Source organism: Streptomyces sp. NPDC001108 (genome assembly GCF_053598535.1).
In genome coordinates, this window is sequence record NZ_JBSFKL010000001.1 from 199,645 (window position 1) to 222,211 (window position 22,567).

17 protein-coding genes are annotated in these 22,567 nt (G+C 72.8%); 5 read left to right on the forward strand and 12 right to left on the reverse strand.

The window, feature by feature from the left end; translation table 11 throughout:
• Positions 1-27: 27 nt before the first annotated feature.
• The 7 genes from ACWC97_RS00845 to ACWC97_RS00875 all read right to left on the reverse strand — a co-directional run bounded on the left by ACWC97_RS00845 (position 28) and on the right by ACWC97_RS00875 (position 11,609).
• The gene (locus ACWC97_RS00845) at positions 28-2,301 is read right to left on the reverse strand and encodes a M20/M25/M40 family metallo-hydrolase (RefSeq protein WP_352276601.1); all 2,274 of its coding nucleotides are present in this window, start codon (positions 2,299-2,301) and stop codon (positions 28-30) included.
• Positions 2,298-4,055, reverse strand: coding sequence for a non-ribosomal peptide synthetase (locus ACWC97_RS00850; RefSeq protein WP_352276599.1), 1,758 nt, complete (start codon positions 4,053-4,055; stop codon positions 2,298-2,300). Before ACWC97_RS00850 ends, ACWC97_RS00845 begins: the two co-directional genes overlap by 4 nt.
• Positions 4,052-7,354 carry an amino acid adenylation domain-containing protein gene (locus tag ACWC97_RS00855; RefSeq protein WP_450646595.1) on the reverse strand — a complete coding sequence of 1,101 codons (3,303 nt, stop codon included), beginning with the start codon at positions 7,352-7,354 and terminating at the stop codon, positions 4,052-4,054. Before ACWC97_RS00855 ends, ACWC97_RS00850 begins: the two co-directional genes overlap by 4 nt.
• The gene (locus ACWC97_RS00860; RefSeq protein WP_352276596.1) at positions 7,351-8,166 is read right to left on the reverse strand and encodes a class I SAM-dependent methyltransferase; all 816 of its coding nucleotides are present in this window, start codon (positions 8,164-8,166) and stop codon (positions 7,351-7,353) included. The genes ACWC97_RS00855 and ACWC97_RS00860 overlap by 4 nt, the downstream gene beginning before the upstream one ends.
• Before the next feature lie 11 nt (positions 8,167-8,177).
• A complete protein-coding gene (locus tag ACWC97_RS00865; RefSeq protein ID WP_352276594.1) occupies positions 8,178-9,251 on the reverse strand; it encodes an ornithine cyclodeaminase family protein in 1,074 nt (357 codons plus the stop codon).
• Between the two features lie 96 nt (positions 9,252-9,347).
• Positions 9,348-10,574 (reverse strand): MFS transporter, encoded by a 1,227-nt coding sequence (locus ACWC97_RS00870; RefSeq protein ID WP_352276593.1) that lies wholly within the window; start codon positions 10,572-10,574, stop codon positions 9,348-9,350.
• Between the two features lie 3 nt (positions 10,575-10,577).
• Positions 10,578-11,609 carry a pyridoxal-phosphate dependent enzyme gene (locus ACWC97_RS00875; protein ID WP_450646598.1) on the reverse strand — a complete coding sequence of 344 codons (1,032 nt, stop codon included), beginning with the start codon at positions 11,607-11,609 and terminating at the stop codon, positions 10,578-10,580.
• Positions 11,610-12,155: 546 nt separating this feature from the next.
• On the opposite strand from ACWC97_RS00875, the gene ACWC97_RS00880 reads away from it, so the two are divergent.
• A complete protein-coding gene (locus ACWC97_RS00880; protein WP_352276589.1) occupies positions 12,156-14,183 on the forward strand; it encodes a transglycosylase domain-containing protein in 2,028 nt (675 codons plus the stop codon).
• Positions 14,180-15,478 (forward strand): hypothetical protein, encoded by a 1,299-nt coding sequence (locus ACWC97_RS00885; RefSeq protein WP_450646600.1) that lies wholly within the window; start codon positions 14,180-14,182, stop codon positions 15,476-15,478. Before ACWC97_RS00880 ends, ACWC97_RS00885 begins: the two co-directional genes overlap by 4 nt.
• A 60-nt stretch (positions 15,479-15,538) precedes the next feature.
• Here the strand turns inward: ACWC97_RS00885 and ACWC97_RS00890 are convergent, their stop codons facing one another.
• The 3 genes from ACWC97_RS00890 to ACWC97_RS00900 are packed head-to-tail and all read right to left on the reverse strand — an operon-like array spanning position 15,539 to position 18,309.
• A complete protein-coding gene (locus tag ACWC97_RS00890; RefSeq protein ID WP_352276585.1) occupies positions 15,539-16,573 on the reverse strand; it encodes an ABC transporter substrate-binding protein in 1,035 nt (344 codons plus the stop codon).
• 58 nt (positions 16,574-16,631) lie between these two features.
• Positions 16,632-17,504: an ABC transporter permease gene (locus ACWC97_RS00895; protein WP_352276583.1), complete on the reverse strand. Its 873-nt coding sequence runs from the start codon at positions 17,502-17,504 to the stop codon at positions 16,632-16,634.
• The gene (locus ACWC97_RS00900; RefSeq protein ID WP_352276582.1) at positions 17,494-18,309 is read right to left on the reverse strand and encodes an ABC transporter ATP-binding protein; all 816 of its coding nucleotides are present in this window, start codon (positions 18,307-18,309) and stop codon (positions 17,494-17,496) included. Before ACWC97_RS00900 ends, ACWC97_RS00895 begins: the two co-directional genes overlap by 11 nt.
• A 219-nt stretch (positions 18,310-18,528) precedes the next feature.
• On the opposite strand from ACWC97_RS00900, the gene ACWC97_RS00905 reads away from it, so the two are divergent.
• The 3 genes from ACWC97_RS00905 to ACWC97_RS00915 are packed head-to-tail and all read left to right on the forward strand — an operon-like array spanning position 18,529 to position 21,205.
• Positions 18,529-20,127, forward strand: coding sequence for an ATP-binding protein (locus ACWC97_RS00905; protein WP_450646603.1), 1,599 nt, complete (start codon positions 18,529-18,531; stop codon positions 20,125-20,127).
• The gene (locus ACWC97_RS00910) at positions 20,124-20,837 is read left to right on the forward strand and encodes a response regulator (RefSeq protein WP_450646605.1); all 714 of its coding nucleotides are present in this window, start codon (positions 20,124-20,126) and stop codon (positions 20,835-20,837) included. Before ACWC97_RS00905 ends, ACWC97_RS00910 begins: the two co-directional genes overlap by 4 nt.
• A complete protein-coding gene (locus ACWC97_RS00915; RefSeq protein WP_352276579.1) occupies positions 20,834-21,205 on the forward strand; it encodes a DUF779 domain-containing protein in 372 nt (123 codons plus the stop codon). The genes ACWC97_RS00910 and ACWC97_RS00915 overlap by 4 nt, the downstream gene beginning before the upstream one ends.
• A gap of 44 nt (positions 21,206-21,249) precedes the next feature.
• On the opposite strand, the gene ACWC97_RS00920 is transcribed toward ACWC97_RS00915, so the two are convergent.
• The gene (locus ACWC97_RS00920) at positions 21,250-21,441 is read right to left on the reverse strand and encodes a hypothetical protein (protein ID WP_352276578.1); all 192 of its coding nucleotides are present in this window, start codon (positions 21,439-21,441) and stop codon (positions 21,250-21,252) included.
• A gap of 111 nt (positions 21,442-21,552) precedes the next feature.
• Positions 21,553-22,446, reverse strand: a complete 894-nt coding sequence (locus tag ACWC97_RS00925) for a phosphatidylinositol-specific phospholipase C/glycerophosphodiester phosphodiesterase family protein (RefSeq protein WP_450646607.1) — start codon at positions 22,444-22,446, stop codon at positions 21,553-21,555.
• Positions 22,447-22,567: the final 121 nt, after the last annotated feature.

Consider the following 22,567-nt stretch of genomic DNA (forward strand, 5'->3'; position numbering starts at 1 on the left):
CCCCGTCCCGTACGGCGCGCCGGTGGCTCAGGTGTCGGTGCGCAGTCCGGCCAGGAGCTGGTAGACGGTCTCGGTGCCCCGGCGCAGGGCCTCGACCCCGATGTGCTCGTCGGTGCCGTGCATACGCTTGAGCATGTCCCGGTTCACGGTGAACGGGTACATGCCGTACACGGGGATGTTCTCCTCCCGGAACGGCACCGCGCTGGTGACCGCCTCGAACTGGCAGGCGGTGGCCCGTACGCCGGGGTGGGTGTGGCGTACGGCGTTCTGCCAGGCGCGGAAGACGTCCGTGTCGTAGCTGGAGTCGGGGGTGGCGAGGTAGCCGCGCAGCCGGTCCAGGGCCTGCTGTTCGGTCTCGCCGGGGTTGCCGACGACGCTCAGTGTCGCCTGGTTGCCGATCAGCGAGCGCAGTTCGGCGACGACGCGTCCGGGGTCCTCCGCCCCGGGCAGGAAGGCGGCCCGGAACTCCGCGGTCGCCGTGCCGGGCACGATGCTCGGGTAGTAGCCGGACCGGGCGGCGGTGAAGGCCAGGGTGGTCCGGAGCATCGCGTTGTGCAGCTCCGGGGTCTCGCTGAGCCGTACCACCTCCTCCCCGGCCCTGTCCCGCTGCCGGTCGGTGCGGGCGTCGAGCAGTTCGCGCAGGGCCCGGGCGAAGGAGCGGTCGGTGGTGGCCTCGGCCAGTTCGGCGAAGTACCGCCGGGACAGGGCGTTGGGGCGGATGTGGGCGCGCCACTGCCCGAGCTGGTCGAGTACCTCACCGAGCCGGATCACCGCCTGCCCGCTGAACGGCTTGGAGGTGTGGGTGGCGTACGACGCGGTCTCCAGGCGCAGCAGCAGGGACCGTTTGTCGTTGCAGGTGAGCGAGGCGATCATGGGTGTGGTGCCGTCGCGCTGGTTGAGCACCCAGCCGCCCTCGGTGATGACCGCTCCGGCCGTGACCCTGCCGGGGTGTTCGGTGAGGAACCAGCGCACGCCGTAGGGGCCCTGTTCCTCGTCGCAGTCGGACCAGAAGACGATGTCGCGGTCGAAGGCGGCTCCTTCGCGGACGTGGCGCAGCAGGGCGGCGACGAAGGCCGCGTTGACGCCCTTCATGTCCAGTGCGCCGCGGCCGTAGAGCTTGCCGTCCTTGATCTCCGCGGCGAAGGGGTCCGTCTCCCAGCGGTCGCCGATGGCGGGCACCACGTCGGAGTGGCCGAGCAGGACCAGGGGCTTGCGGGTGGCCGGTCCGCTGCCCGGGACGCGGGCGAGGAAGTGGACGTTGCCGTCCTTCGGGGTGGGCACGATCTCGGTGGTGACCCCGGCGGAGCGGAAGACGCCCTGGAGCATCCGGGCGAGCGGGAGCGTTTCGGCGCCGTCGCCCGGGTTGCTGGTGTTCTGGCGGATCATGGCGACGGCGAGGGCCACCGGGTCGGTGGGGTCGCCGTCGAAGGAGGCGTCGCCCTTCTCCGTCGCCGCGGGGGCGTCGGCCCGTGCCTCGGGGGCCGCCGAGGCCACCGCGCCGAGGCCGAGCACCGTGGAGGCGACGGCCGTCGCCCCGGCGCCGAGCACGGAGCGCCGCGACGGCCGGGTGCCGGGGAGTCCGTCGAGGCAGGCGGCGATGACGGCGGCGGGGTTCTCCTGGTGGGCGTAGTGCCCGCCCTCGACGGAGGTGAGGGTGCAGGCCCCGCGGGTCCATCCGGTCCAGCGGCGTACGGCGGCCTCGGGTACGTGCGGGTCGTCGGTGGCCCACACGGCGCGCAGTTCGACCTCGGGGACGGTTCCCGGGCGGCCGTCGTACCCGGCGGCCAGCCGGAGATCGGCCAGGACGGGTGGGAGCAGCACCTCCTCGAACTCGGGGTCCGCCAGGAGTTCGGGATCGGTGAGTCCGGTCCCGGTGACGAAGGCGCGGGCGTCCTCGACGGTCACCTCCTCGCCGTGTCCGTGGAAGTCGCCGGGGCACTGTGCGGCCACCGCGCACAGCCGTGCGACGGGCACCCCGGAGTCGAGCAGGCGGCGGCAGGTCTCGTAGGCGAGCAGGGCGCCGAGGCTGACGCCGATCAGCACCAGGCGCCGCCCGTCCCGCAGTTCGCGGATCCCGTCCGCCACCGCGTCGGCGAAGGCGGCCATGTCGGTGACGGGTTCCTCGTCGACACGGGTGCCGCGGCCCGGGGGTACGACGGTGGCGAGGGCGGTGTCCTCGGGGAGCCGGCCGCGCCAGTGTGCGAACGTGGAGCCGTGGGCGCCGGTGGGTGCGAAGCAGACGACGAGGGTGCTGGTGGCGGCCGTGCGGTCGCCGGGCAGGGTGAGCCAGGGGCTGGTCATATCCGCTCCTCCCGCTGGATCTCGCGGCACGTGGCGGCGATCGCGGTGACGGTGGGGGCGCCGAGGATGCGGCGCAGCGGGACCCGGCGGCCCGCCACCGCGGCCAGCCGGTTGGCGAGCCGTACCGCGAGCAGGGAGTGGCCCCCGGCATCGAAGAAGTTCTGGTCGGCCGATGCGGGCGGGGTGCCGAGCAGTTCGCCCCAGAGTGCGGCGACGGCGGCCTCGGTGTCGTCGGACGGGGTGAACGCGGTCTCGCCGGGCCGGCCGATGTCCGCGACGAGGGTGCGCAGGGCGGCGCGGTCCAGTTTGCCGTTGGTGCCGAGGGGGAGGTGCGGGACGCGCTGGACGCGGGCGGGGAGCATGTAGTCGGGCAGCCGGTCGCGGAGGTACGCGCGCAGGGCGGCCTCGGCGGGTTCGTCGCCGGTGGCGGTGACGCAGGCGACGATGCGCGTCTCGCCGTCCTCGGTCTCCGCGTAGGCCCCGGCCTCGGCGATGTCGGGGGCCTTCCGCAGGACGGCCTCGATCTCCTCCAGTTCGACGCGGTAGCCGCGCACCTTGATCTGGTTGTCGGCGCGGCCGGTGATCTCCAGGCCCGAGTCCGGGAGCAGGCGGCCCCGGTCGCCGGTGCGGTAGTGCCGGGTTCCGGTGTCGTCGGTGGTGAAGCGGTCCTCGCCGTCGCCGCCGACGTAGCCGAGGGCGAGGGGCGGGCCGGAGACCCAGACCTCGCCGGTCGTGCCGGGCGGCAGCCGGCGGCCGTGCCGGTCGCGGACGGTGAGCGAGGCGCCCGCCACCGGGGCGCCGACCGGGACGCGTTCGGCGTCGGCGGGCAGCAGGGCGGTGTCGTACGCGGCGACGTTCGAGGCGGTCTCCGTCATGCCGTACAGGTTGAGCAGGGTGGCGTCGGGCCAGACCTCGTGGAAGCGCCGGACGGTCGCCACCGGCAGGGTGTCGGCGCCGCTGGTGACCAGGACCGGCTGGTGGCCGCCGGGGCGGGCGGCGCTCTCCTCCAGCAGTCCGGCGACGAGCTGCGGGGTGAGGAAGAGGTGGGTGACGCGTTCCCGCTCGACGACGGCGGCGAAGAGCGCGGGGTCGAGGAGTTCGTCGGTGGCGAGCACGACGGACGGGACGCCCTGGAGCAGTCCGCCCAGCAGTTCCCAGGGCGAGGCGACCAGGGCCAGGGACTTCTGTATGGCGAGCACCGCGTCGGCGGGGAACGGGTGGTCCCGCCACATCCACTCCAGCCGGCCCCGGACCGAGCGGTGGCCGACGCGTACGCCCTTGGGGTTTCCGGTCGTTCCGGAGGTGTAGACGATGTGGAAGAGCGCGTCCTCGTCCGGCTCCCGCTCGGGCGCCTGGTGGAGCGGGCCCTCGGTGAGCGGCGCCAGGGTGACGCGCGGCGCGTCCAGGGTGGGGAACTGGTCGAGTCCGGGTTCGGCCAGGACGCAGTGCGGTCCGGTCTCCTCCACCATCCGGCGCTGCCGGCGTACGGGGATCGCGGGGTCCAGCCCCAGGTAGGCGGCACCGGTCTTCAGGACGGCGAGGACTCCGGCGACGGCGGCGGGGCCGCGCTGGGCGGCCAGGGCCACCAGGGAGCCGGGGCCGGTGCCCTTGGCGGTGAGCCGGGCGGCCAGCCGGCCGCTCCACTCGTCGAGTTCGCGGTAGCTGACGCTGGTGCCGGTGTGGCGCAGGGCGACGGCCCGGGGGTGGGCCGCCACCTGCTCGGCGAATCGTTCCAGCAGGGTCGGCGTGGTCATCGTTGATCGTCTCCGGGCAGCAGGTCGAGGGAGCGAACGGTGGTGTGCTCGGCGCGCCGCGGGTCGGTGAGGGCCCGCAGCGCGATCAGGGTGGATTCCAGTACGTTCCGGGCGGCCGGGGCGTCGAGCAGTTCTTGCTGGTAGGCGTATTGGAGGAGGAGTCGGCCGGGGCCGTGCGGCTGGACGTAGAGGGCGCAGTCGTACTTGGTGTAGCCGGTGTCCAGTTCGACGAAGCGGAACCGGACGTCGGAGGCGGTGGTGGCCCGTGCCGGGTAGGGCAGCATGTTGAGCATGGTCTGGAAGACCGGGGTGGCGGACGAGCTCCGGGAGGCGGCGGGCAGCCGTCGCAGCGTCCAGCCGAAGGGGTGCTCGGCGGCGGCGTACGCGTCGTACACCGTCTCCCTGACCTGCGCGGTGAACTCGGCGAGGGTGGCGTCCGGTTCGAGGTGCAGGCGCAGCGGCAGCATGGCGAGGGTGAAGGCGGGTACGTCGGCGGTCTCCGGCCGTTCCCGTCCGGCCATCGGGGCGCCGACGACCACCTCGTCGGCGTCACCGTAGTAGCCCAGCGCCAGCGCGTAGGCGGCCAGCAGGGGGACGAAGGCGGTGGCGGACGCGGCCACCGCGGCGTCGCGCAGCCGCCGGGAGAGTTCCTCGTCCAGGACCGTCTCGGTGACGCCGCCCCGGTAGGTGGGGGCGGCGGGGCGTGGTTTCTGGGCGATCTGGAGGGCCGGGAGTTCGCCGGCGAGGCGGCGCTGCCAGTACTCCCCCGCCGCCGCGACCTCGTCGGTGGCCAGCCGTTCGGCCAGGTGGTCGAGGTAGCGGTCGTAGCGGGTGGCCCGTTCGGGGTCGGGGGCGGCGGGCCGGTGTTCGTAGAGTTCGGCCAGCCGTTGGAAGAGCACGGTCGCTCCCCAGCCGTCGAGGAGGAGTTCGTGCATGGTGACCAGGAGCCGGTGCTGTCCGCCCGGCAGGACGAACAGTTCGGTGCGCAGGGCCGGTTCGGCCAGGAGGTCGAAGGGCCTGGCGGCCTCTTCGGCGGCCACCGCGCGGAACTGCTCGGCGGTGGCGTCCCGGACGGCGGTGGGCAGCGGCACCTTCCAGTGCGGGTAGCTGTGGACGACCTCGTCCCCCGATTCCCCGCCGTCGGTCTCCTCGAACCGGGCGAGGAGCAGCGGGTTCTCGGCGAGCAGCAGGTCCCAGGCCCGGGCCAGGCGCTCCACGTCGAGGGGGCCGTCGAGCTCCAGGGAGCCCTGGTAGCTGTAGTAGGGGCTGAGCGGGTCGAGCCGCCAGTGGAAGTAGACGCCGGCCTGCTGCGGGGTGAGCGGCCGGGTGCGCGGTGCGCCGTCCGGCCGTGCGGGCGGGCGGGCGCCGGTGACGGGGAGCCGGTCGCGGCCGAGTGCGGCGAGGGCGGCGGGGCTGCCGTCGCGCAGTACATCGCGCAGTCCGGCCGCCGATCCGGTGCCGCGCAGGGCGGCGACCAGCCGCATGGCGAGCAGCGAGTCGCCGCCCAGTTCCAGGAACCTGTCGTTCCGGCCGACCCGGCCGGTGCCGAGGAGCCCGGCGACGAGTCCGGCGATCGCGGTCTCCGCCTCGCCCTGCGGCGGGGTGTACGCGCGGGTGTCGGGGCGGCTGCGGCGCGGCGGTGCGGGCAGGGCCTTGTAGTCGGTCTTGCCGTTGCGGGTGAGCGGGAGCCGGGGCAGGACGACGAAGGTGCGCGGCACCATGGGGGCGGGCAGCCGGTCGGCCAGGTGGGTACGGAGCTCCGCTTCGGCCGGTTCGTCGCCGGAGGCGGTGAGATAGGCGACGAGGCGGGGCGGTTCCGCGGCCGCCGGGGTGTGGGCGCTCTCCCGGGCGACCAGGGCCCCGGTGTCGTCGGGGGTGTGGACGGTGACGGCGCAGGCGGCGACCGCGGGGTGGCTGCCCAGGACAGCCTCGATCTCGGCGAGTTCCATGCGTACGCCGCCGAGCTTCACCTGCCGGTCCACCCGGCCCAGGTACTCCAGTTGGCCGTCCCGCCCCGCGCGGACGGCGTCCCCGGTGCGGTAGAGGCGTCCGCCGTCGTCGCCGAAGGGGTCGGTGAAGAAGGCGCGCGCGGTGCGCTCCGGGTCACCGAGGTAGCCGCGCCCGACGACGAGTCCGCCGACGAACAGCTCCCCCGCCTCCCCGCGCGCGCAGGCGTGCCAGAGCCCGTCCTCCTCGCGCAGGACGTACAGTTCGGCGTTGCCGACGGGTGAGCCGATCGGGAGGTGGCGCACGCCGGGGGCGGGCGGGCCGAGTTCGGCGTGGGTGACGTCGTCGGAGCACTCGGTGGGTCCGTAGGCGTTGAGCAGCCGGATCCCGGGCAGGGTGTCGTGCCAGCGCCGGGCCAGGGCCGGGGGCAGCTCCTCGCCGGTGGCGATCATCCAGCGCAGCGCGCCGGGGCCGGTCCCCGCACCCTCCTGGGCGTCGAGGAGGAAGCGCATCAGGGTGGGCACGGTCTCCAGCACCGTGGTTCCCCGTTCGCGCAGTTCGGCCAGGAGCAGGGCGCCGTCCTGCGCCTGTTCGTCGGCGAAGACCTGTACCCGGCCGCCGACGAGCAGCGGGGCGAGCATCTGCCAGACGGAGATGTCGAAGCTCAGCGGCGCGGTCTGGGCCAGCCGGTCGTCGGCGGTGAGGCCGAGGTCGTCGACCTTGGCCCAGAGGTGGTTGAGCATCCCCCGGTGCTCGACGACCGCGGCCTTGGGACGGCCGGTCGAGCCCGAGGTGTAGAGGACGTAGCGCACCTCGTCGGGGGCGGGCGGCCGGGTGCCGGGGTACGGGGTGCCGGCCGGTCGCGGGGACGCGGTGGGGACGCCGGCCGCGCGGGCGCCCTTGACCAGTTCGCCGTGGTCCTCCGGTGCGCCGGTGGTCAGCAGCAGGGCGGCGCCGCTGTCGGTGAGCAGGGACTCGACGCGGGCGGCGGGCCAGGCCGCGTCCACCGGCAGATAGACGGCGCCGAGCAGTTCCAGGGCGAGGAAGGCCACGACGACGTCGGCACCGCGCCGGCCGCCGACCGCGACGATCCGCCCCTCCCCGATCCCGGCGGCGGCCAGCTCGGCGGCGGTGCACCGGGTCAGCTCGGCCAGCCGGCCGTATCCGAGTACGGTGCCGCCGTCCTCGATCGCGGTCCGGCCGGGGTCCTGGGCCGCGAACCGCTCGACGTAGGTGTGGACCTTGTCGCCCAGCTCGTACGGTTCGTGCCGGGTGAGGGCCGCGGCGAGGGCCTCTTCCCGCGCCCCCTCGGCCAGCGGGAGCCGCGGGTAGTGCTCGGGTATGCCGGTCACCGCGCCGCCCGCTTCTCCGCGACGACCAGCAGGTACTCGACGGGGACGCCGGTGCCGCGCTCGTCGGTGGTGTGGAACCCCTCGGTCATCTCGACCATCTCGGCGCGCAGTTCCTTCCACCGCGAGGCCGGCGAGATGGTGTTCCTCGCCGCGATGCAGGGGCCGAAGCAGTTCTCGAAGAAGGCCACCAGTTCTTCGGCAGCGTCGAACGGGTAGAAGAGTTCACGGCGTTCGGCGGTGACGGTGAAACCGGGGCCGAGGAGTTCGGCGAGGTAGTCCGGCGATCCCCACAGCATGGGCTGCCCCTGGTGGCCGTTGGGCGAGGGGAAGTAGGAGGAGAGGATCGCCTGGAAGTGCGCGGTCCAGCTCCGGGCCGTCCAGTTGCACATGCCGATCCGGCCGCCCGGCCGGAGTACCCGGTCGATCTCCCCGCCCGCGGCGGCGTGGTCGGGGGCGAACTGGATTCCGTAGGTGGAGGTCACCAGGTCGAACGAGGCGTCCTCGAAGGGGAGTTCCTGGGCGTCGCCCCGGTGCAGTTCGACCTCGACACCGGCCTCGGTGAACCGTTCGCGGGCGTCGGGGAAGAACTCGTCGGTCAGGTCGAGACCGGTGACGCGGCAGCCGCGCAGGGCGGACAGCAGCGCCACGTTGCCGTTGCCGGTGGCCACGTCCAGATGGGCGGTGCCCGGGGCGGGGGCGAGCCGGTCGACCAGGTCGACGGCGCCCGGCCGCAGCAGGTCGGCGACGTGCCGGTACTCGCCGTACGACCACATGGTGCGGTTGATCTCCTGGATGTTCTGATCGATCGACATGCGGATTCCCCTCAGAGCGTGAGCCGGGCGCCGAGACCGGCGGCTTCGGCACGGGCGTGGATGCGGTCGGCCACGGCGACGTCGAGGATCGACATGCCGAACGGGTTGCTGATCACGGTCTCGTCCTGGTCACGGCGGCCGGGGTGCCGCCCTGCGAGGACGTCGCCGAGCGTGCCGTCCACGGGACGCGCCCCGGGCCGGGCGGCCACCCCCTCGCGCGGGGTGCCGTCGGGGCCGAGCAGGGTGCCCGCCCGGTGCATCCGCCCGAGCAGCCGCCGGGGGTCGTCCCGGACCAGGCTCCAGTCGTCGACGATCACCGTGCCCGCCGCGAGCACGGCCGCCTCGGTGAGGTCGTCCAGCGAGACATGGCAGACGAGCGCGCCGGGCCGCAGCCAGTCCGGCTCGATGTACCCCTCCGTCACCGTGGTGACCGGGACGACGAGTTCGGCGCCTTGCACCGCTTCGCGCGGCCCTTCGGCGACGACGATCTCGATGGATTCCGCACCGGGCAGCGAGGCGATGTGCTCGGCGAGGGACTTCGCCCGGTCGGGTGCCACGTCGTACAGGGCGATCCGGCGCAGGGTGGGGACGGTGGGCAGCAGCAGCGCGATGTGTGCCCGGGCGAGGGGGCCGCAGCCGAGGAGGGCCAGTCCGCGCGGTTCCGCCACCGCCAGGTGGCGTACCCCGAGCGCGGTCACCGCGGCGGTGCGCATGGCGCTGATGTAGGCGGCCTCCATCAGGGCGAGGGGCCGGGCGGTCTCCGGGTCGAGGAGCAGGGTGAAGCCCTGGGAGCGGGGTATGCCGCGCCCCGGGTTGCCGATGGAGGCGTTGATGGTCTTCATGCCGACGACCGGGGGCCGCCCCGGCCGGGTCAGGGCGCCGGGCATGGCCAGCAGCCTGGCCGCGTCGCCCTGCGGGGTGGTCCAGCCGAGGTACGCCTCCTCGGGGAGGACGGACTGTCCGGCGGAGTGCAGCGTGAGCGCCTCGGCGACCGTCGCCACGATGTCCAGGCCGCGCGCGGCCTCGACGACGTCCGCGCGGGACAGGTAGCGGAAGTCGCTGTCGGGGTAGTGCTCGAAGTCCATGACGGGAGGGGCTCCTTGACGAGTGGGGCGAGTGGGGCGGGTGAGCGAGTACGGCGGGTGGGGCGGTCGGGACGGGAACGGTACGAAGGGGCGGGTTCAGCCGCCGGTGGCACGCGCCGCACGGAGCATCGCGAAGGGGACGAGCGAGCCGAGCAGCAGGACACCGGCGAGCGCGATCCAGCCGGCCGTGCCGAGGGCGAGGACGACGCCGGTCATCAGCACCGGGCCCGCGACCCGGTTGGCCACCGTGCGGCTGGTGTTGAACAGCACCAGGTAGGCGCTGCGCGCGCCCTCCGGTGCCAGGTCGAAGGAGAGGGTCCACGAGGCGCCGACCTGGAGCAGTTCGGCGAAGGTCAGCAGGACGACGGCCCCGCCGAGCACCAGCAGCGCCTGCCGCGGGCCGAAGCCGGGTGCGGCGGCGAAGGCCAGGGCGCCCCCGGCCAGCAGCAGCGCCGCGGCGGCGTAGGAGAGCCAGGCCCGGCGCGTGGTGCGGTAGCAGGGGTTGAGCGGGTACTGGAGGGCGATGCACAGCACGGTGTTGACCGCGTACAGGATGCCGACGTAGCGCTCGGGGACGTCGGTCCCGGTGACGAGCCAGAGCGGGAAGGCCACGTTGAGCACCGGCATCCAGAGCGACACCAGCGCGTTGTACGCGGTGAAGCCCAGCAGTCGGCGGTCCTTGAGCAGGTCGAGGACGCGGGCGCTTTCGACCGTCGTCGCGGCCTCCTCCTTCCGCGCCGTCGCGTACACCGCGGCGACCACCACGTAGGCGAGCGCGCCGCCGATCAGCAGCGGCCGGAAGGCCTCCGGCGAGCCGGTGCCCAGGGCGACCCCGGCGATCAGCCCGCCGAGGCTGATGCCGAGGTTGACCACGGTGCGCTGGACGGCCATGACCTTCGCGCGCAGGCTGTCCGGGGCGCGGGCACCGACGTACGACTGGACCAGCGGGGGCGAGGACTGTTCGGTGACGGCGATGACGGCGACCACCAGGAGGAAGCTCCACCAGCCGTCCACCCCGAGATAGCCGACGGTGGCCAGGGCACGCAGCAGCATCACACCGATCAGCACGGGCTTCGGTCCGAACCGGGCGGCCAGCCGCGCGATGGGCACGGCGGCGGCGACGGCGACGGCGCCGCCGATGGTCAGACCGGTGCCGACGACCGAGGTGCTGAGGTGCGCGACCTTGACGAAGTAGATCGTCGAGACGGCGAGGAAGAGGCCCGTTCCGGTCCACTCGATCAGCGTGGCGCCCTGCACCAGGGGGAGGAACTCCCGCGGGCCGGGACGCGTCCGCGGCTGGTCGAGGGTGGTGCTGGTGCCCATGGGTCAGTGCTCCTGGTGCTTCCGGTCGAAGAAGAGACCCTCGCCGCGCAGTCGTCGCACGGCCGAGGCTATCTCCCTGACCACGCCCTGCTCGGCTGCCCAGTCGTCGGAGTAGAGGGTGTCGCGGTACTTGGTCCCGCCGTCGGCGGCCAGGCAGACGGCGAGCCGACCGTCCCCGCCCGCCTCCTGGTCGCTGAGCATCGCCCGCACGGCGCAGCCGCTGGAGCCGCCGAGCACGAGGCCGGTGTCCTCGGCGATGATCCGGCAGACGGCGATGGCCTCGATGTCGTCGACGTGGACGGCGCGGTCGTAGCTGTGCGGCGCACCGAGGAAGACGGAGGGCCGGCTGGCCCCGATGCCCGGGACCAGACGCCGTCCGCCGCTGCCCGAGACGGCCAGCGAGCCGCGTACGTCCACGGCGACCGCGGCCACGTCGGGCCGGTGTTCGCGCAGGTGGGCGGCGATGCCCGCGAGGGTGCCGCCGGTGGAGACGGGGACGTACACCGCGCCGAGCGCGGGTCCGGCCTGCTCGGTGAGTTCGGGTCCGGTGGTGCGCCGGTGGATGTCGGGCGCGGCCCAGTTCTCGTACTGGTCGGGCCAGCGGTATCCGGGGTTGTCCGCGCACAGTTCGCGCACCCGGCGCAGCCGGCTCAGCAGGTAGCCGCCCAGGCCGTCGGGCTCGTCGACGACGATGACCCGGGCGCCGCCGTCGGCGAGCCTGCGGCGGGTGGCGTGCGGGGTCTTGGGGTCGACCACGGCGAGGAACGCGCAGTCGATCGCGGGCAGCAGGCGGGCCAGGGCGAGGCCCAGGTTGCCGGAGGTGGACTCCACCACCACCGTCCCCGGGGCGAGCGGCTTCTCGTCGTGCAGCGCCCGCAGCAGGCCGAGGGCGCTGCGGTCCTTCACCGATCCGGTGGGGCCGTGGGATTCGAGCTTGAGGCCCAGCCGCCGCACCTGGCCGTGGTGGACGACGTCCAGGCGATATAAGGGAGTTGTGCCGATCTTTCGGGCCAGAACACTGTTGACACGTGACACTGATTCCCCCTGTGCGGTACGTGTGTGGCCACGGTGGATCGATGGACCGGCCTGGCTGCGCACTTCCAGACCTTAGGCAGGCGGGCCCCGGCGCCACCACGTCACCGCAGCGCGGCGATCAACCACCGTGGCCAAAACGGAACTTGACTCACCGGCGGCTTCATCCGCCCATCCGCTCCAGGGCGGCCCAGGGTGCGAAAACGTTCCTGCACCCGAGCGGACCCGGTTGGGTGCGGGTTGAGGAATTGGCCGGTTCGACGCCCGGCCGCGCACCCCTCACTCCGCCCGCACGCCGCCCCGCGCCGGGAGTCCACCACGGGCGGCGCACCCCCTCCCGGGGCCTGTTATCTTTACGTGACTTCGCACCGCAACTCTCGGTCAAGCTTTGGCCTTTGCTGTGCCGGAGTTGCCCGCGCACGGGCCGCTCTCCGGGCGCCACGGGGGGACCGGTGTGACCACCGGCTGTGGGGCGACGGACGCGCAACGACCACCGCACGGACGCGGCCGCCCTTCGCGGCCGCGTCCGGCCTGGCACGGCTGGACGGGATGACACAACTCGACGTATTCAGCAGATTCCTGCGCTCCGCACGGGCCTTCGCGGGCCGGGGAACCGGACGCCGCAAGCAGCCCAGACGCCCCTTCGCCCGGCCGCGCAGACCGGACTACCCCCGGGCGGGCCGCGACGGCTGGCGGCGGTGGGTGCCCTCGTGGCGACTGGTCCTGGGCTCGGCGCTGATGTTCGCCGCCACCCTGGCGACCGTGGTGGGGATCGCCTACGCGCGCACCGAGATACCCGAGGACCTCAACGCCTTCGCCACGCAGCAGGACACCGTCTACTACTGGGCCGACGGCACACCGATGGCCCGGACCGGCTGGGTGAGCCGCCAGGAGATGCCCCTGTCGAAGATCCCCGAGCACGTCCGGTGGGCCGTGCTCGCGGCGGAGAACGCAGACTTCTACTCCGACCACGGGATCTCGACGCAGGGCATCACCCGGGCCCTGTGGCGCACGGTCGGCGACGGGGACACCCAGGGCGGGTCCACCATCACCCAGCAGTACGTCAAGAACGTGTACCTCTCGCAGGACCAGTCGTTCTCCCGGAAGTTCACCGAGATGCTGCTCGCGGTCAAGCTGGACCAGAAGCTGCCCAAGGACAAGATCCTCCAGGAATACCTCAACACCAGCTGGTTCGGCCGGGGCACCTACGGCCTCCAGCGCGCCTCGCAGGCGTACTACGGCAAGGAGGTCACCCAACTCAACGCCAGCGAGGGCGCGTTCCTCGCCTCGCTGCTCAAGGGCGCCTCGCTGTACGACCCCGCCGTGAACCCCCGCAACCGCGCGCGGGCCGTCGCCCGGTGGTCGTGGACGCTGGACCGCATGGTGGAGATCGGCAGGCTGAGCAAGGCCGAGCGGGCCACGTACACCACCTTCCCCGAGCCGAAGCCGCCGCACCGGCCGAACGACGCGGGCGGCCAGGACGGCTATCTCGTCCAGCTCGCGGAGTCGTACGCCAAACGGGCCGGGCACATCTCGGACGCCCGCTTCGACCTCGGCGGCTACCAGATCTACACGACCTTCGAGAAGTCCCGGATGACCGCCCTCACCAAGTCCGTCCGCGACGCCCGGAAGCTGCTCGACCCGGACCGGCGCAAGGCCGACCGGTCCGTCCGCTTCGGCGCCTCCTCCGTCGCCCCGGACGGCCGCATCCTCGCGGTCTACGGCGGCCCCGACTTCGAACGGCAGGCGTTCAACGAGTCCAACGCCGCCACGGTGCCCGCGGGTTCGGCGTTCACCCCGTTCGTCTACGCCGCCGGCCTCCAGCACGGCGTGGCCAGGAAGCGCGACGCCCCGCGCACCGCCATAGCGCCCTCCACCGTCTACGACGGCGACGACGGGACGCCGGTGATGACGCCCGAGGGGCCCTACTGGGACCGGGGCGGGAAGATGGTCAGGGGCGAGAACGACGGGAACGCCTCCTACGGCTCCATCAGCCTCCACGACGCCATGACGAAGTCCGCGAACGCGCCCTTCCTCCAGCTCGGCATGGACACCGGCCTGAGGAAGGTCCGCGACACGGCGGAGGCGTCCGGACTCCTGCCGTCGAGCTTCGGTCCGCCCGTCCCGGCGTTCGCCCTGGGCAACTCCACCCCCAGCGCGATCCGGATGGCCGGCGCGTACGGGACGTTCGCCGCCCACGGGATGCACACGGACCCGTACTCGGTCCGCAGGATCACCCGCAACGGCGAGCCGGTCCGCCTGGACCTGCCGCGCCCCCGGCGCGCCATGCGGTCCGACGTCGCCGACGAGATCACCTCGGCGCTCGGCCGGCCCTTCGTCCGCGACGGCTCCGCGTCCGCGACCCGGTTCGCCGGGAAGACGGGGACCACCGAGGACGACACCGCGCGCTGGTACGTCGGCTACGGGCCGGCCGTGTCCACCGCCGTCGTGGTCTACCGGATGGACCTGGCGAAGAGCCTCGCACCGCTGCCGCTCAAGGGCCTGGCCGGCGGCGAGGACGACGGGAAGCTCCCGGCCCTGATCTGGAACACCTACACGGAAGCCACGACCACGTGACCGAGACCCGCACCACGTCCGCCGTCCGCCGCCTCCGGAAGCGCCTCACGCCCCGGGTCGCCCTGGGCATCGCCGGGTGCCTCGCGGCGTCGGGCACGGTGGCGCTCGTACCGCTGCTGTCCGCAAGCTCCTCCGACGACCGCACCCCGGCCGGTACCCGTACCGTCGCCGCGCCGACCCCGACCGCCCGGGAGCGTCCCGAGGGCGGCGGCAGCGCGGAGAAGGGCTGGGACGGAAAGACCAGCGTCCTCGGGGACGGCTCCACCTCGTACACCGGTCCGCAGCCGCACCAGCTGAAGGCAAAGCGGCTGAAGCCCGGCGAACGGCCGCCGCAGTTCGTGGTGTTCTCCTGGGACGGTGCGCTGGAGGGCGACGACCGGATGTTCTCCCGCTTCCGCCGCGCCGCGAAGGAGAGCAACGCCCACATGACGTTCTTCCTCACCGGGATCTACCTGCTGCCGCAGGACAAACGGAGCCTGTACCGGCCGCCCCAGCACAAGCCCGGCTCCGCCGCGATCTCGTACCCGACGCGCGAGCACATACGGATGACGCTGGACCAGCTCGGCGGTGCCTGGAAGGAGGGCAACGAGATCGGCTCCCACTTCAACGGCCACTTCTGCGAGAAGAAGGGCGGCGGGGACTGGAGCACGGCCGAGTGGACCAGCGAGATCGACCAGTTCTACTCCTTCGTGCAGAACTGGAAGACCAACACCGGGTACAAGGACCTCGATCCGCTGCCCTTCGACCCCACCCGCGAGGTCGTCGGCGGCCGCGCGCCCTGTCTGGAGGGCCAGAAGACACTGCTGCCGGCCACCAAGCCGTTCCACTGGCGCTACGACGCCAGCTCCCCCGGCGACTTCCAGCTCTGGCCGGCCAAGAAGAACGGCGTCTGGGACTTCCCGTTGCAGATGCTGCCGTTCCCGGGCAAGGAGTTCCAGGTCCTGTCCATGGACTTCAACTTCCTCTACAACCAGTCCGAGGGCAGCACCGAGGGCGACCCCGCCAAGTACCCGGCCTGGCGCAAGGAGACCCGCGCGGCCTACCTCGCGGGCTTCGAGCGGGTCTTCCACGGCAGCCGCGCCCCGCTCTTCATCGGGAACCACTTCGAGGACTGGAACGGCGGGATCTACATGGACGCCGTTGAGGACACCATGCGCGAGGTCTGCCCCCGCGAGGGGGTGCGCTGCGTGTCCTTCCGTGAACTGGCCGACTGGCTCGACGCCCAGGACCCCGAGGTGCTCGCCGAGTGGCGGAACCTCGACCCCGCCCAGCCGCCGAGCTGGAAGCACCAGTAGCCGGACGGCCGGGAAGCCGGTCCGGTCGTCCACGGGGACGGACCGGACCGGCCGGGCGGATCACTTCGCCCGGTCGACGAACTCCGTGGTGTACGTCTTGGCCAGGTCCACCTTGGCGTCCTTCAGGTTCGGGTTGAACGCCTTCAGGACCCGCTCGACGGTCGCGGGCCCGTCCGCCGGCATGACGCCGTCCGTGGTGAACATGGGCAGCGTGCTCTTGATGGCCCGGGCGTACAGGGCCTTGCCGCCGCCCTGGGCGTAGTCCGCGGGCATCTTCTCGGCGATCTCGTCCGCGCTGTGCGTGGACATCCACTTCAGCGTCCGGACGAAGGCGTTGGCGAGCTTCTGGACGGTCTCCTTGTGGCTGTTCACCCAGTCGGTCCGCATGTACAGGCTGGACGAGGGGTAGAGCCCGCCGAGCGCCTCCTTGGAGCCCTCCGGGGTCCGCATGTCGATGAGGACCTTGCCGAGCTTCTTGTCCAGGATGGTGGCGACCGTCGGGTCGGTCGTCATCCCGCCCTGGATGGAGCCCTGCTGGAGGGCGGAGATGAACGTCTGCCCGGCACCGACCGCGACCGGGGAGAACTCGCTGGTCTCCACCCCGTTGCTGACGGCGAGGTACTTGGTGAGGAAGTCGGTGGAGGAGCCGATTCCGGTCACACCGAGCTTCTTGCCCTTGAAGTCCCTCGCCGACTTCAGGCTGTCGGCCGCCTGGTTGGAGACGATCTCGACCTCGCCGGGGGCCTGCGAGAACTGGACGACGGATTCGACCTGCTTGCCCTTCACCTGGAGGTCGAGGGTGTGGTCGTAGAAGCCCACGGTGCCCTGGACGTCGCCGGAGACCAGGGCCGTCTCCGCCTGCACACCGGCGGGTTCGGTGAGGAGCTGTACGGAGACGCCCTCGTCCTCGAAGTAGCCGAGCCGCTCGGTGAGCATCGCGGGGAGGTAGATGACCTTGTCGAGGCCGCCGACCATGATCTTGACCTGGTCGCCCTTGCCCGCGGAGCCGGAGTCCTCGCCGCCGCAGGCGGTGAGGCCGGTCAGGGCGAGCGCACCGGCGACGGCCAGGGCGGGAACGCGGAGGGAGGTACGCATCTGATGCACGTCCTTGTGGAGAGGGGGTCCGGAGTGGTGGGAGAGGTGGCGCGGGGCGTCAGCGGGGGCTGTCGGCATCGGCGGGCTTCCAGCGGAAGAGGCGTTTCTCCAGGAAGGTGAGCAGCCCCTCGGCCAGCAGCGCGACGATCGCGAGGATGACCATCGCGGCGTAGACACCGGCGGCGTTGAACGTGCCCTGGGAGGCGGCGACCAGCAGCCCGAGCCCCTTGGTCGCGCCGATGTACTCGCCGACGATGGCCCCGATGAGCGCGAAGCCGAAGCTGACGTGCAGGCTGGTGAAGATCCACGACGTGGCGGAGGGAATCACCACCTGGAGGGTGACCTGCCGGTTGCCGGCGCCCAGGATGCGGGAGTTGGCGACGAGGTTGCGGTCGACCTCCCGGGCCCCCTGGAAGGCGTTGAAGAAGACGGGGAAGAAGACCAGGACCACCGCGGAGGCCACCTTCGAGGCCGGTCCGAGGCCGAACCAGATGAGGAAGATCGGCGCGAGCACGATCCGGGGCAGCGCGTTGAGCACCTTGATGTACGGGCCGAGGACGTCGGCGGCGAACCGCACCCGGCCCAGCGCGATCCCGAGCAGCACACCGGCGACGACACCGATGACCCAGCCGAGCAGGGCCTCGTAGAGCGTGTACCAGATCTGCTCCCAGAGCGAGCCCTGGGCGGTGCCGTCCACGACCCAGGTACGGATCTGCTCCCAGATCTTCGAGGGCATGGAGAAGTTGAACGGGTCGATGACGGCGGTGCGGGCCAGCCACTCCCACAGCCCGACGACCGCGAGGAGCACCGCGACCCGGCTCCCCGTCACCAGGTACGCGCGGTTCCGGGCGGCCCGCGCCCTGGCCCGCGCCCGGTCGGTCCCGCCGGCGGGGACGGCCCCGGCCTTGGCCGTGATGGTGTCAGGCGACATCGTGGGCACCCCTCTCGCGGGTGATACGGACTTCTTCGCCGAGCGAGGACCAGATCTCCCGGTAGATCTCGATGAACCGGGGCTCCAGCCGCACCTGCTCGACCTTGCGGGGCCGGGGCAGGTCGATCTCGAAGACCTCCTTGACCGTGGCCGGTCCGGCGGTCATGACCACGACCTTGTCGGCCAGCGCGATGGACTCCTCCAGGTCGTGGGTGACGAAGACGACGGAGGCGCCGGTCCCGGCCCACAGCTCCAGCAGCTCGTCCGACATCAGCGCCCTGGTCTGCACGTCCAGCGCCGAGAACGGCTCGTCCATGAGCAGGATCTCGGGGTCGTTGACGAAGGTGGCCGCGAGGGCGACGCGCTTGCGCTGACCGCCGGAGAGCTGGTGCGGGTAGCGGTCCTCGAAGGAGGCGAGGCCGACCCGGGCGAGCCACTCCCGGGCCCGCTCCTTCGCCTCGGCCTTGGGCACCCCCCGGAACCGGGGCCCCGCCATCACATTGGACAGCACGGTCCGCCAGGGGAAGACCGCGTCCTGCTGGAAGACGAAGCCGACCTTGTCGCCGATGCCTCGCACCGGCTCCCCGGCCACCAGCACCTCGCCCTCGGTGGGCTCCTCCAGGCCGCTGACCAGGGTCAGCGTCGTCGACTTGCCGCATCCGGTGGGTCCGACGACGGCAACGAACTCGCCGCGCCCCACGGTCAGGTCCAGATCACGTACGGCGGTGTGGAGCGCCCCCGACGGAGTCCGGAACGCTTTGCTCGCCCCCCGCAGCTCGATGGCGGGGCTCGTTTCGCTGTTCATGGGCCGGGACGCTAGAGGCGGCCCCGGGGGGCCGGGGAGCCTTGCGCCCACAACTCCCGGTTCTGCCCATATCCCGGGGTTCTGCTCGTTCTGCTCGCGGCAGGACAACGAATGCGCCACGAGGACTGGTCATCGGCGACCCCGGCGTTTACGTTGCGTTCACACGAGGGCGAAACGGAGCAACATGTTCCACACGAGCGGAAGGCAGAGGGCGAGCACATGCGCATCCACTGGCCCCGCCGTGTCTTCGCCCAGGTGCTCCTGACCCAGGTGGCCATCACCACCGGGGTGATCATGCTCGTCACGGGCCTCTTCCTCGCCCCGCTCAGCCGCCAGCTCGACAACCAGGCGATGCACCAGGCCCTGTCCATCGCCCAGACCACGGCGGCCGAACCGGGCCTGGTCGACGAACTGCTCACCACCGACCCCACCCCCGGCGGACCGGTGCAGACCGAGGCCGAGCGCATCCGGCGGGCCACCGGGGCGCTGTACATCGTCGTCATGGACACCCGTGGGGTGCGCTGGTCGCACACCGAGACCGGGCAGATCGGCAGGCACGTCTCCACCGACCCCAGCACGGCACTGGGCGGCCGGGAGATCATGCAGATCGACGACGGCACCCTGGGCAGGTCGGCGCGGGCGAAGGTCCCGCTGCGCGACCGGCGGGGAGCCGTCGTGGGCGCCGTCTCGGTGGGCATCGCCTACGACAGCGTCCACGACCGGCTCCTGGGGACCATTCCGGGGCTGCTCCTCTACTCCGGTACGGCCCTCGCCGTGGGCGTCCTGGCCGCGCTGGCCGTCTCACGGCGCCTCCAGCGCAGTACGCACGGGATCGCCTTCGCCGACATCTCGGCGCTGCTGGACGAGCGCGAGGCGATGCTGCACAGCATCCGCGAGGCCGTGCTCGCCCTCGACGCGCGGGGCCGGATCCGGCTGCTCAACGACGAGGCCCAGCGGCTGCTGGAGCTGGACCGGGACGCCGTCGGCCGTCCGCTGGGCGAGGTGCTGCCGCCGGGCCGGATGACCGAGGTGCTGGCGGGCCGGGTGGGCGGCGCCGACCTGATCACGGTGTGCCGGGGCCGGGTGCTGATCGCCAACCGGATGCCCACGGGGGACGGCGGAGCGGTGGTGACCCTGCGCGACCGTACGGAGCTGGAGCTGCTGGGGCGCGAGCTGGACTCCACGCACGGTCTGCTGGACGCGCTGCGGGCCCAGGACCACGAGCACGCCAACCGGCTGCACACCCTGCTGGGGCTGCTGGAGCTGGGCCGGCCCGATGCCGCGCGGGAGTTCGTGGAGGAGGTGACCAGCGGCCACCGGGCGTCGGCGGAGCAGGTCGCCGAGCGGGTCAACGACCCGCTGCTGTCGGCGCTGCTGGTGGGCAAGTCGGCCATCGCGGCGGAGCGGGGCGCGGAGCTGCGCGTCTCGCCGAACACCCTGCTCCCGGACGCGGTGGTGGACCCGCGGGACCTGGTGACGGTGCTCGGCAACCTCATCGACAACGCGCTGGACGTCGCCACGCTCGTCGAGGTGGAGCTGCTGGCCGAGGGCTCCACGGCGGTCCTGCGGGTCAGCGACAACGGCCCCGGGGTGCCGCCCGCGATGCGCGAGCACATCTTCACCGAGGGCTGGTCCACCAAGGAGTCACCCGCGCACCGCGGCCGCGGCCTGGGACTGGCGCTGGTGCGCCGGCTGGCCGAGCGTTACGGTGGCGCGGCCCGTGTCACGGCACGTGCGGGCGGCGGATCGGTCTTCACCGTCGTCCTGCCCGAGGCACTCACCGTCCGGCCCCTGACAGAAGTGGGAGAGTCGCGATGATCGATGTCCTGGTGGTGGACGACGACTTCCGGGTCGCCGAGATCAACGCCGCGTACGTGGCGAAGGTCCCCGGCTTCCGGGTGGTCTCCCGTGCGCACACCGCCGCACAGGCCCTGGCCTTCCTGGAACGCGACCGGGTCGATCTGGTCCTGCTCGACCACTATCTGCCGGACGAGACGGGGCTGACGCTGGTGCGGCGGCTGCGCCAGCTCGGCCATCCGGCCGATGTGATCATGGTGACCGCGGCCCGTGACGTGGCGACCGTACGGACCGCCATGCGGTACGGGGCCCTCCAGTACCTGGTGAAGCCGTTCAGCTTCACCGGTCTGCGGGCCAAGCTGGAGAGTTACGCGGCGCTGCGCCGGACCCTCGACGGGGTGGGCGGCGGCCGGGGCGAGGCCGGGCAGGAGCAGGTCGACCAGATCTTCGGGGCCCTGCGCACCGCCGGGTCCGGTCCGTCGTCCGGGCTGCCCAAGGGGCATTCGGCGCCCACCGCCGAGGCGATCCGCCATGTGCTGTCGGCCGCCGAGGGGCCGCTCTCCGCGCACGAGGTCGCCGCCCGTGCCGGCCTCAGCCGCTCCACGGCGCAGCGCTATCTCAAACACCTGGAGGGGGCGGGCCGGCTGCGGCTCAGTCTCAAGTACGGCGACACCGGCCGTCCCGAGCACCGCTACACCTGGGCGGCCCTCGGCGCGGAGCCGCTGCGATGAGCCCGGCGGGAGAGGCCGCGGTGGAGCTCACCCCGGCCGCCGAGGAGCTGCTGCGGAAACTGCGGGAGCTGCACGGGCCGCTGATGTTCCATCAGTCGGGCGGCTGCTGCGACGGCAGTGCGCCGATGTGCTACCAGGACGGCGAGTTCCGCACCGGCGGCTCCGATGTGCTGGTGGCCTCGCTCGACGTGGCGGGGGTGGCGGAGCCGGTCCCGTTCTGGATGTCGCGGAGCCAGTACGAGCTGTGGTCGCACACGCGGCTGATCGTCGACGTGGTGCCGGGGCGGGGCAGCGGTTTCTCGCTGGAGGCCCCGGAGGGGGTGCGCTTCCTCATCCGCTCCCGGCTGGCGGGCGGGGACGGGGACTGATACGGCGGTGCGGGTCGCGGTGTGCGCCGCGCCCCGCACCGGGGTCAGGGCCGCAGGCTGCCGACGACGTCGGCCGTGGCGGCCAGGCTGTCCTGGATGGTCGGTCCCATGCTCGAACCCGCGAGGAAGAAACCGAGCAGCGCGCAGACCACCGCGTGCGAGAGTTTCAGCCCGTTGCGGAGGAAGACCACCGCCAGGATCAGCAGGAGCACCACCAGTGAGATCGAAATAGCCATGGCCAACCTCCTCCGCCGCGCCGGGTAGGCGGCATACGGCCGCCAGTCTGGCGCAGCGGAGGGGCCGTTCGGTGCCCCGGCGTGTCCGCCGATCGGGTGGGTGACCGTCCGTCACGCCCGGGGGCGGGCATCCTCGCCACGGGTGTTCCGGTCGTGGGTCCGCAGGAAGCGTTCCAGGCCCGCGAGGTCGTCGGTGTTGAGGTGGTCGACCCCGGCGGCCAGCAGCTCGGTCCAGACCGCCTCCCGTTCCGGCCCGGAGGCGTCGGGGGTGGCCCAGAAGCGGATGCGGCGGCCCTCCCGGTGGGCCCGGGCGACCAGGGTGCGCAGCCGTGCCCGCTCGGCGGCGGGGAAGGGGCCGGTGCCCTGCCAGTCGAACACCTCGCTCCAGCTGGTGCTGATGAGCGGGGCGAAGGACGCGGGGGCGGTGGTGCCGAGGTCCTCGGGACGGCCGTCGTAGAAGGCGTGGCGGGTGCGCTGGGCCTCCATCGGGACGCGGGCGGCGCGGTCGCCGGAGACGACGGGCGTGACGGCGCCGGGCCGTACCCGGCCGTCGTGGTACGAGGTCAGCATGGACCGGTAGCGGTGGAGCTGCCGGTCGAGCGCGAGATAGGCCGCGGCGCCGTCCGTCTTGATGTCGATCAGCAGCTGTACGGGGTCGTGGTAGCCCGGGTGGACCCTGCCGTGGTGGGCCCGGACCCTGGCCAGCAGCGGGTCGAGGTAGAGCGAGGCGAGGGTGCGGGCGGGGTCGAGGCCGGTGGCCTCGTGGGCGACGAGCAGTTCGCCGTCCACCAGGAAGACGTCCGCCTCGACGCTGGTGAAGCCGTGGTCGAGCGCGTCGTGCAGCGGGCGCGGGTGCAGGTAGTCGTTGTGGGCGTGGGCCCGGCGCAGCGCCGGGGGACGGGGCGCCGGGCGGGACGCGGCGGCCGTTCTCGGGGGCAGCAGGATGCCTGCGGCCGCGGTGGCGAGCGCGGCGGTGACGACGCTTCGGCGGGTCGGGGGCGCCATGGGTTCTCCCGGGAGCGAGGGCTGGACGGGCGGACGGGACCGAGTATGCGCCGGTCCGCCGCCCAACCGGCATACCGCGCAGAAGAGTTGACTCGTTCGCCGCCCGCCCGCCGGCCGTCGT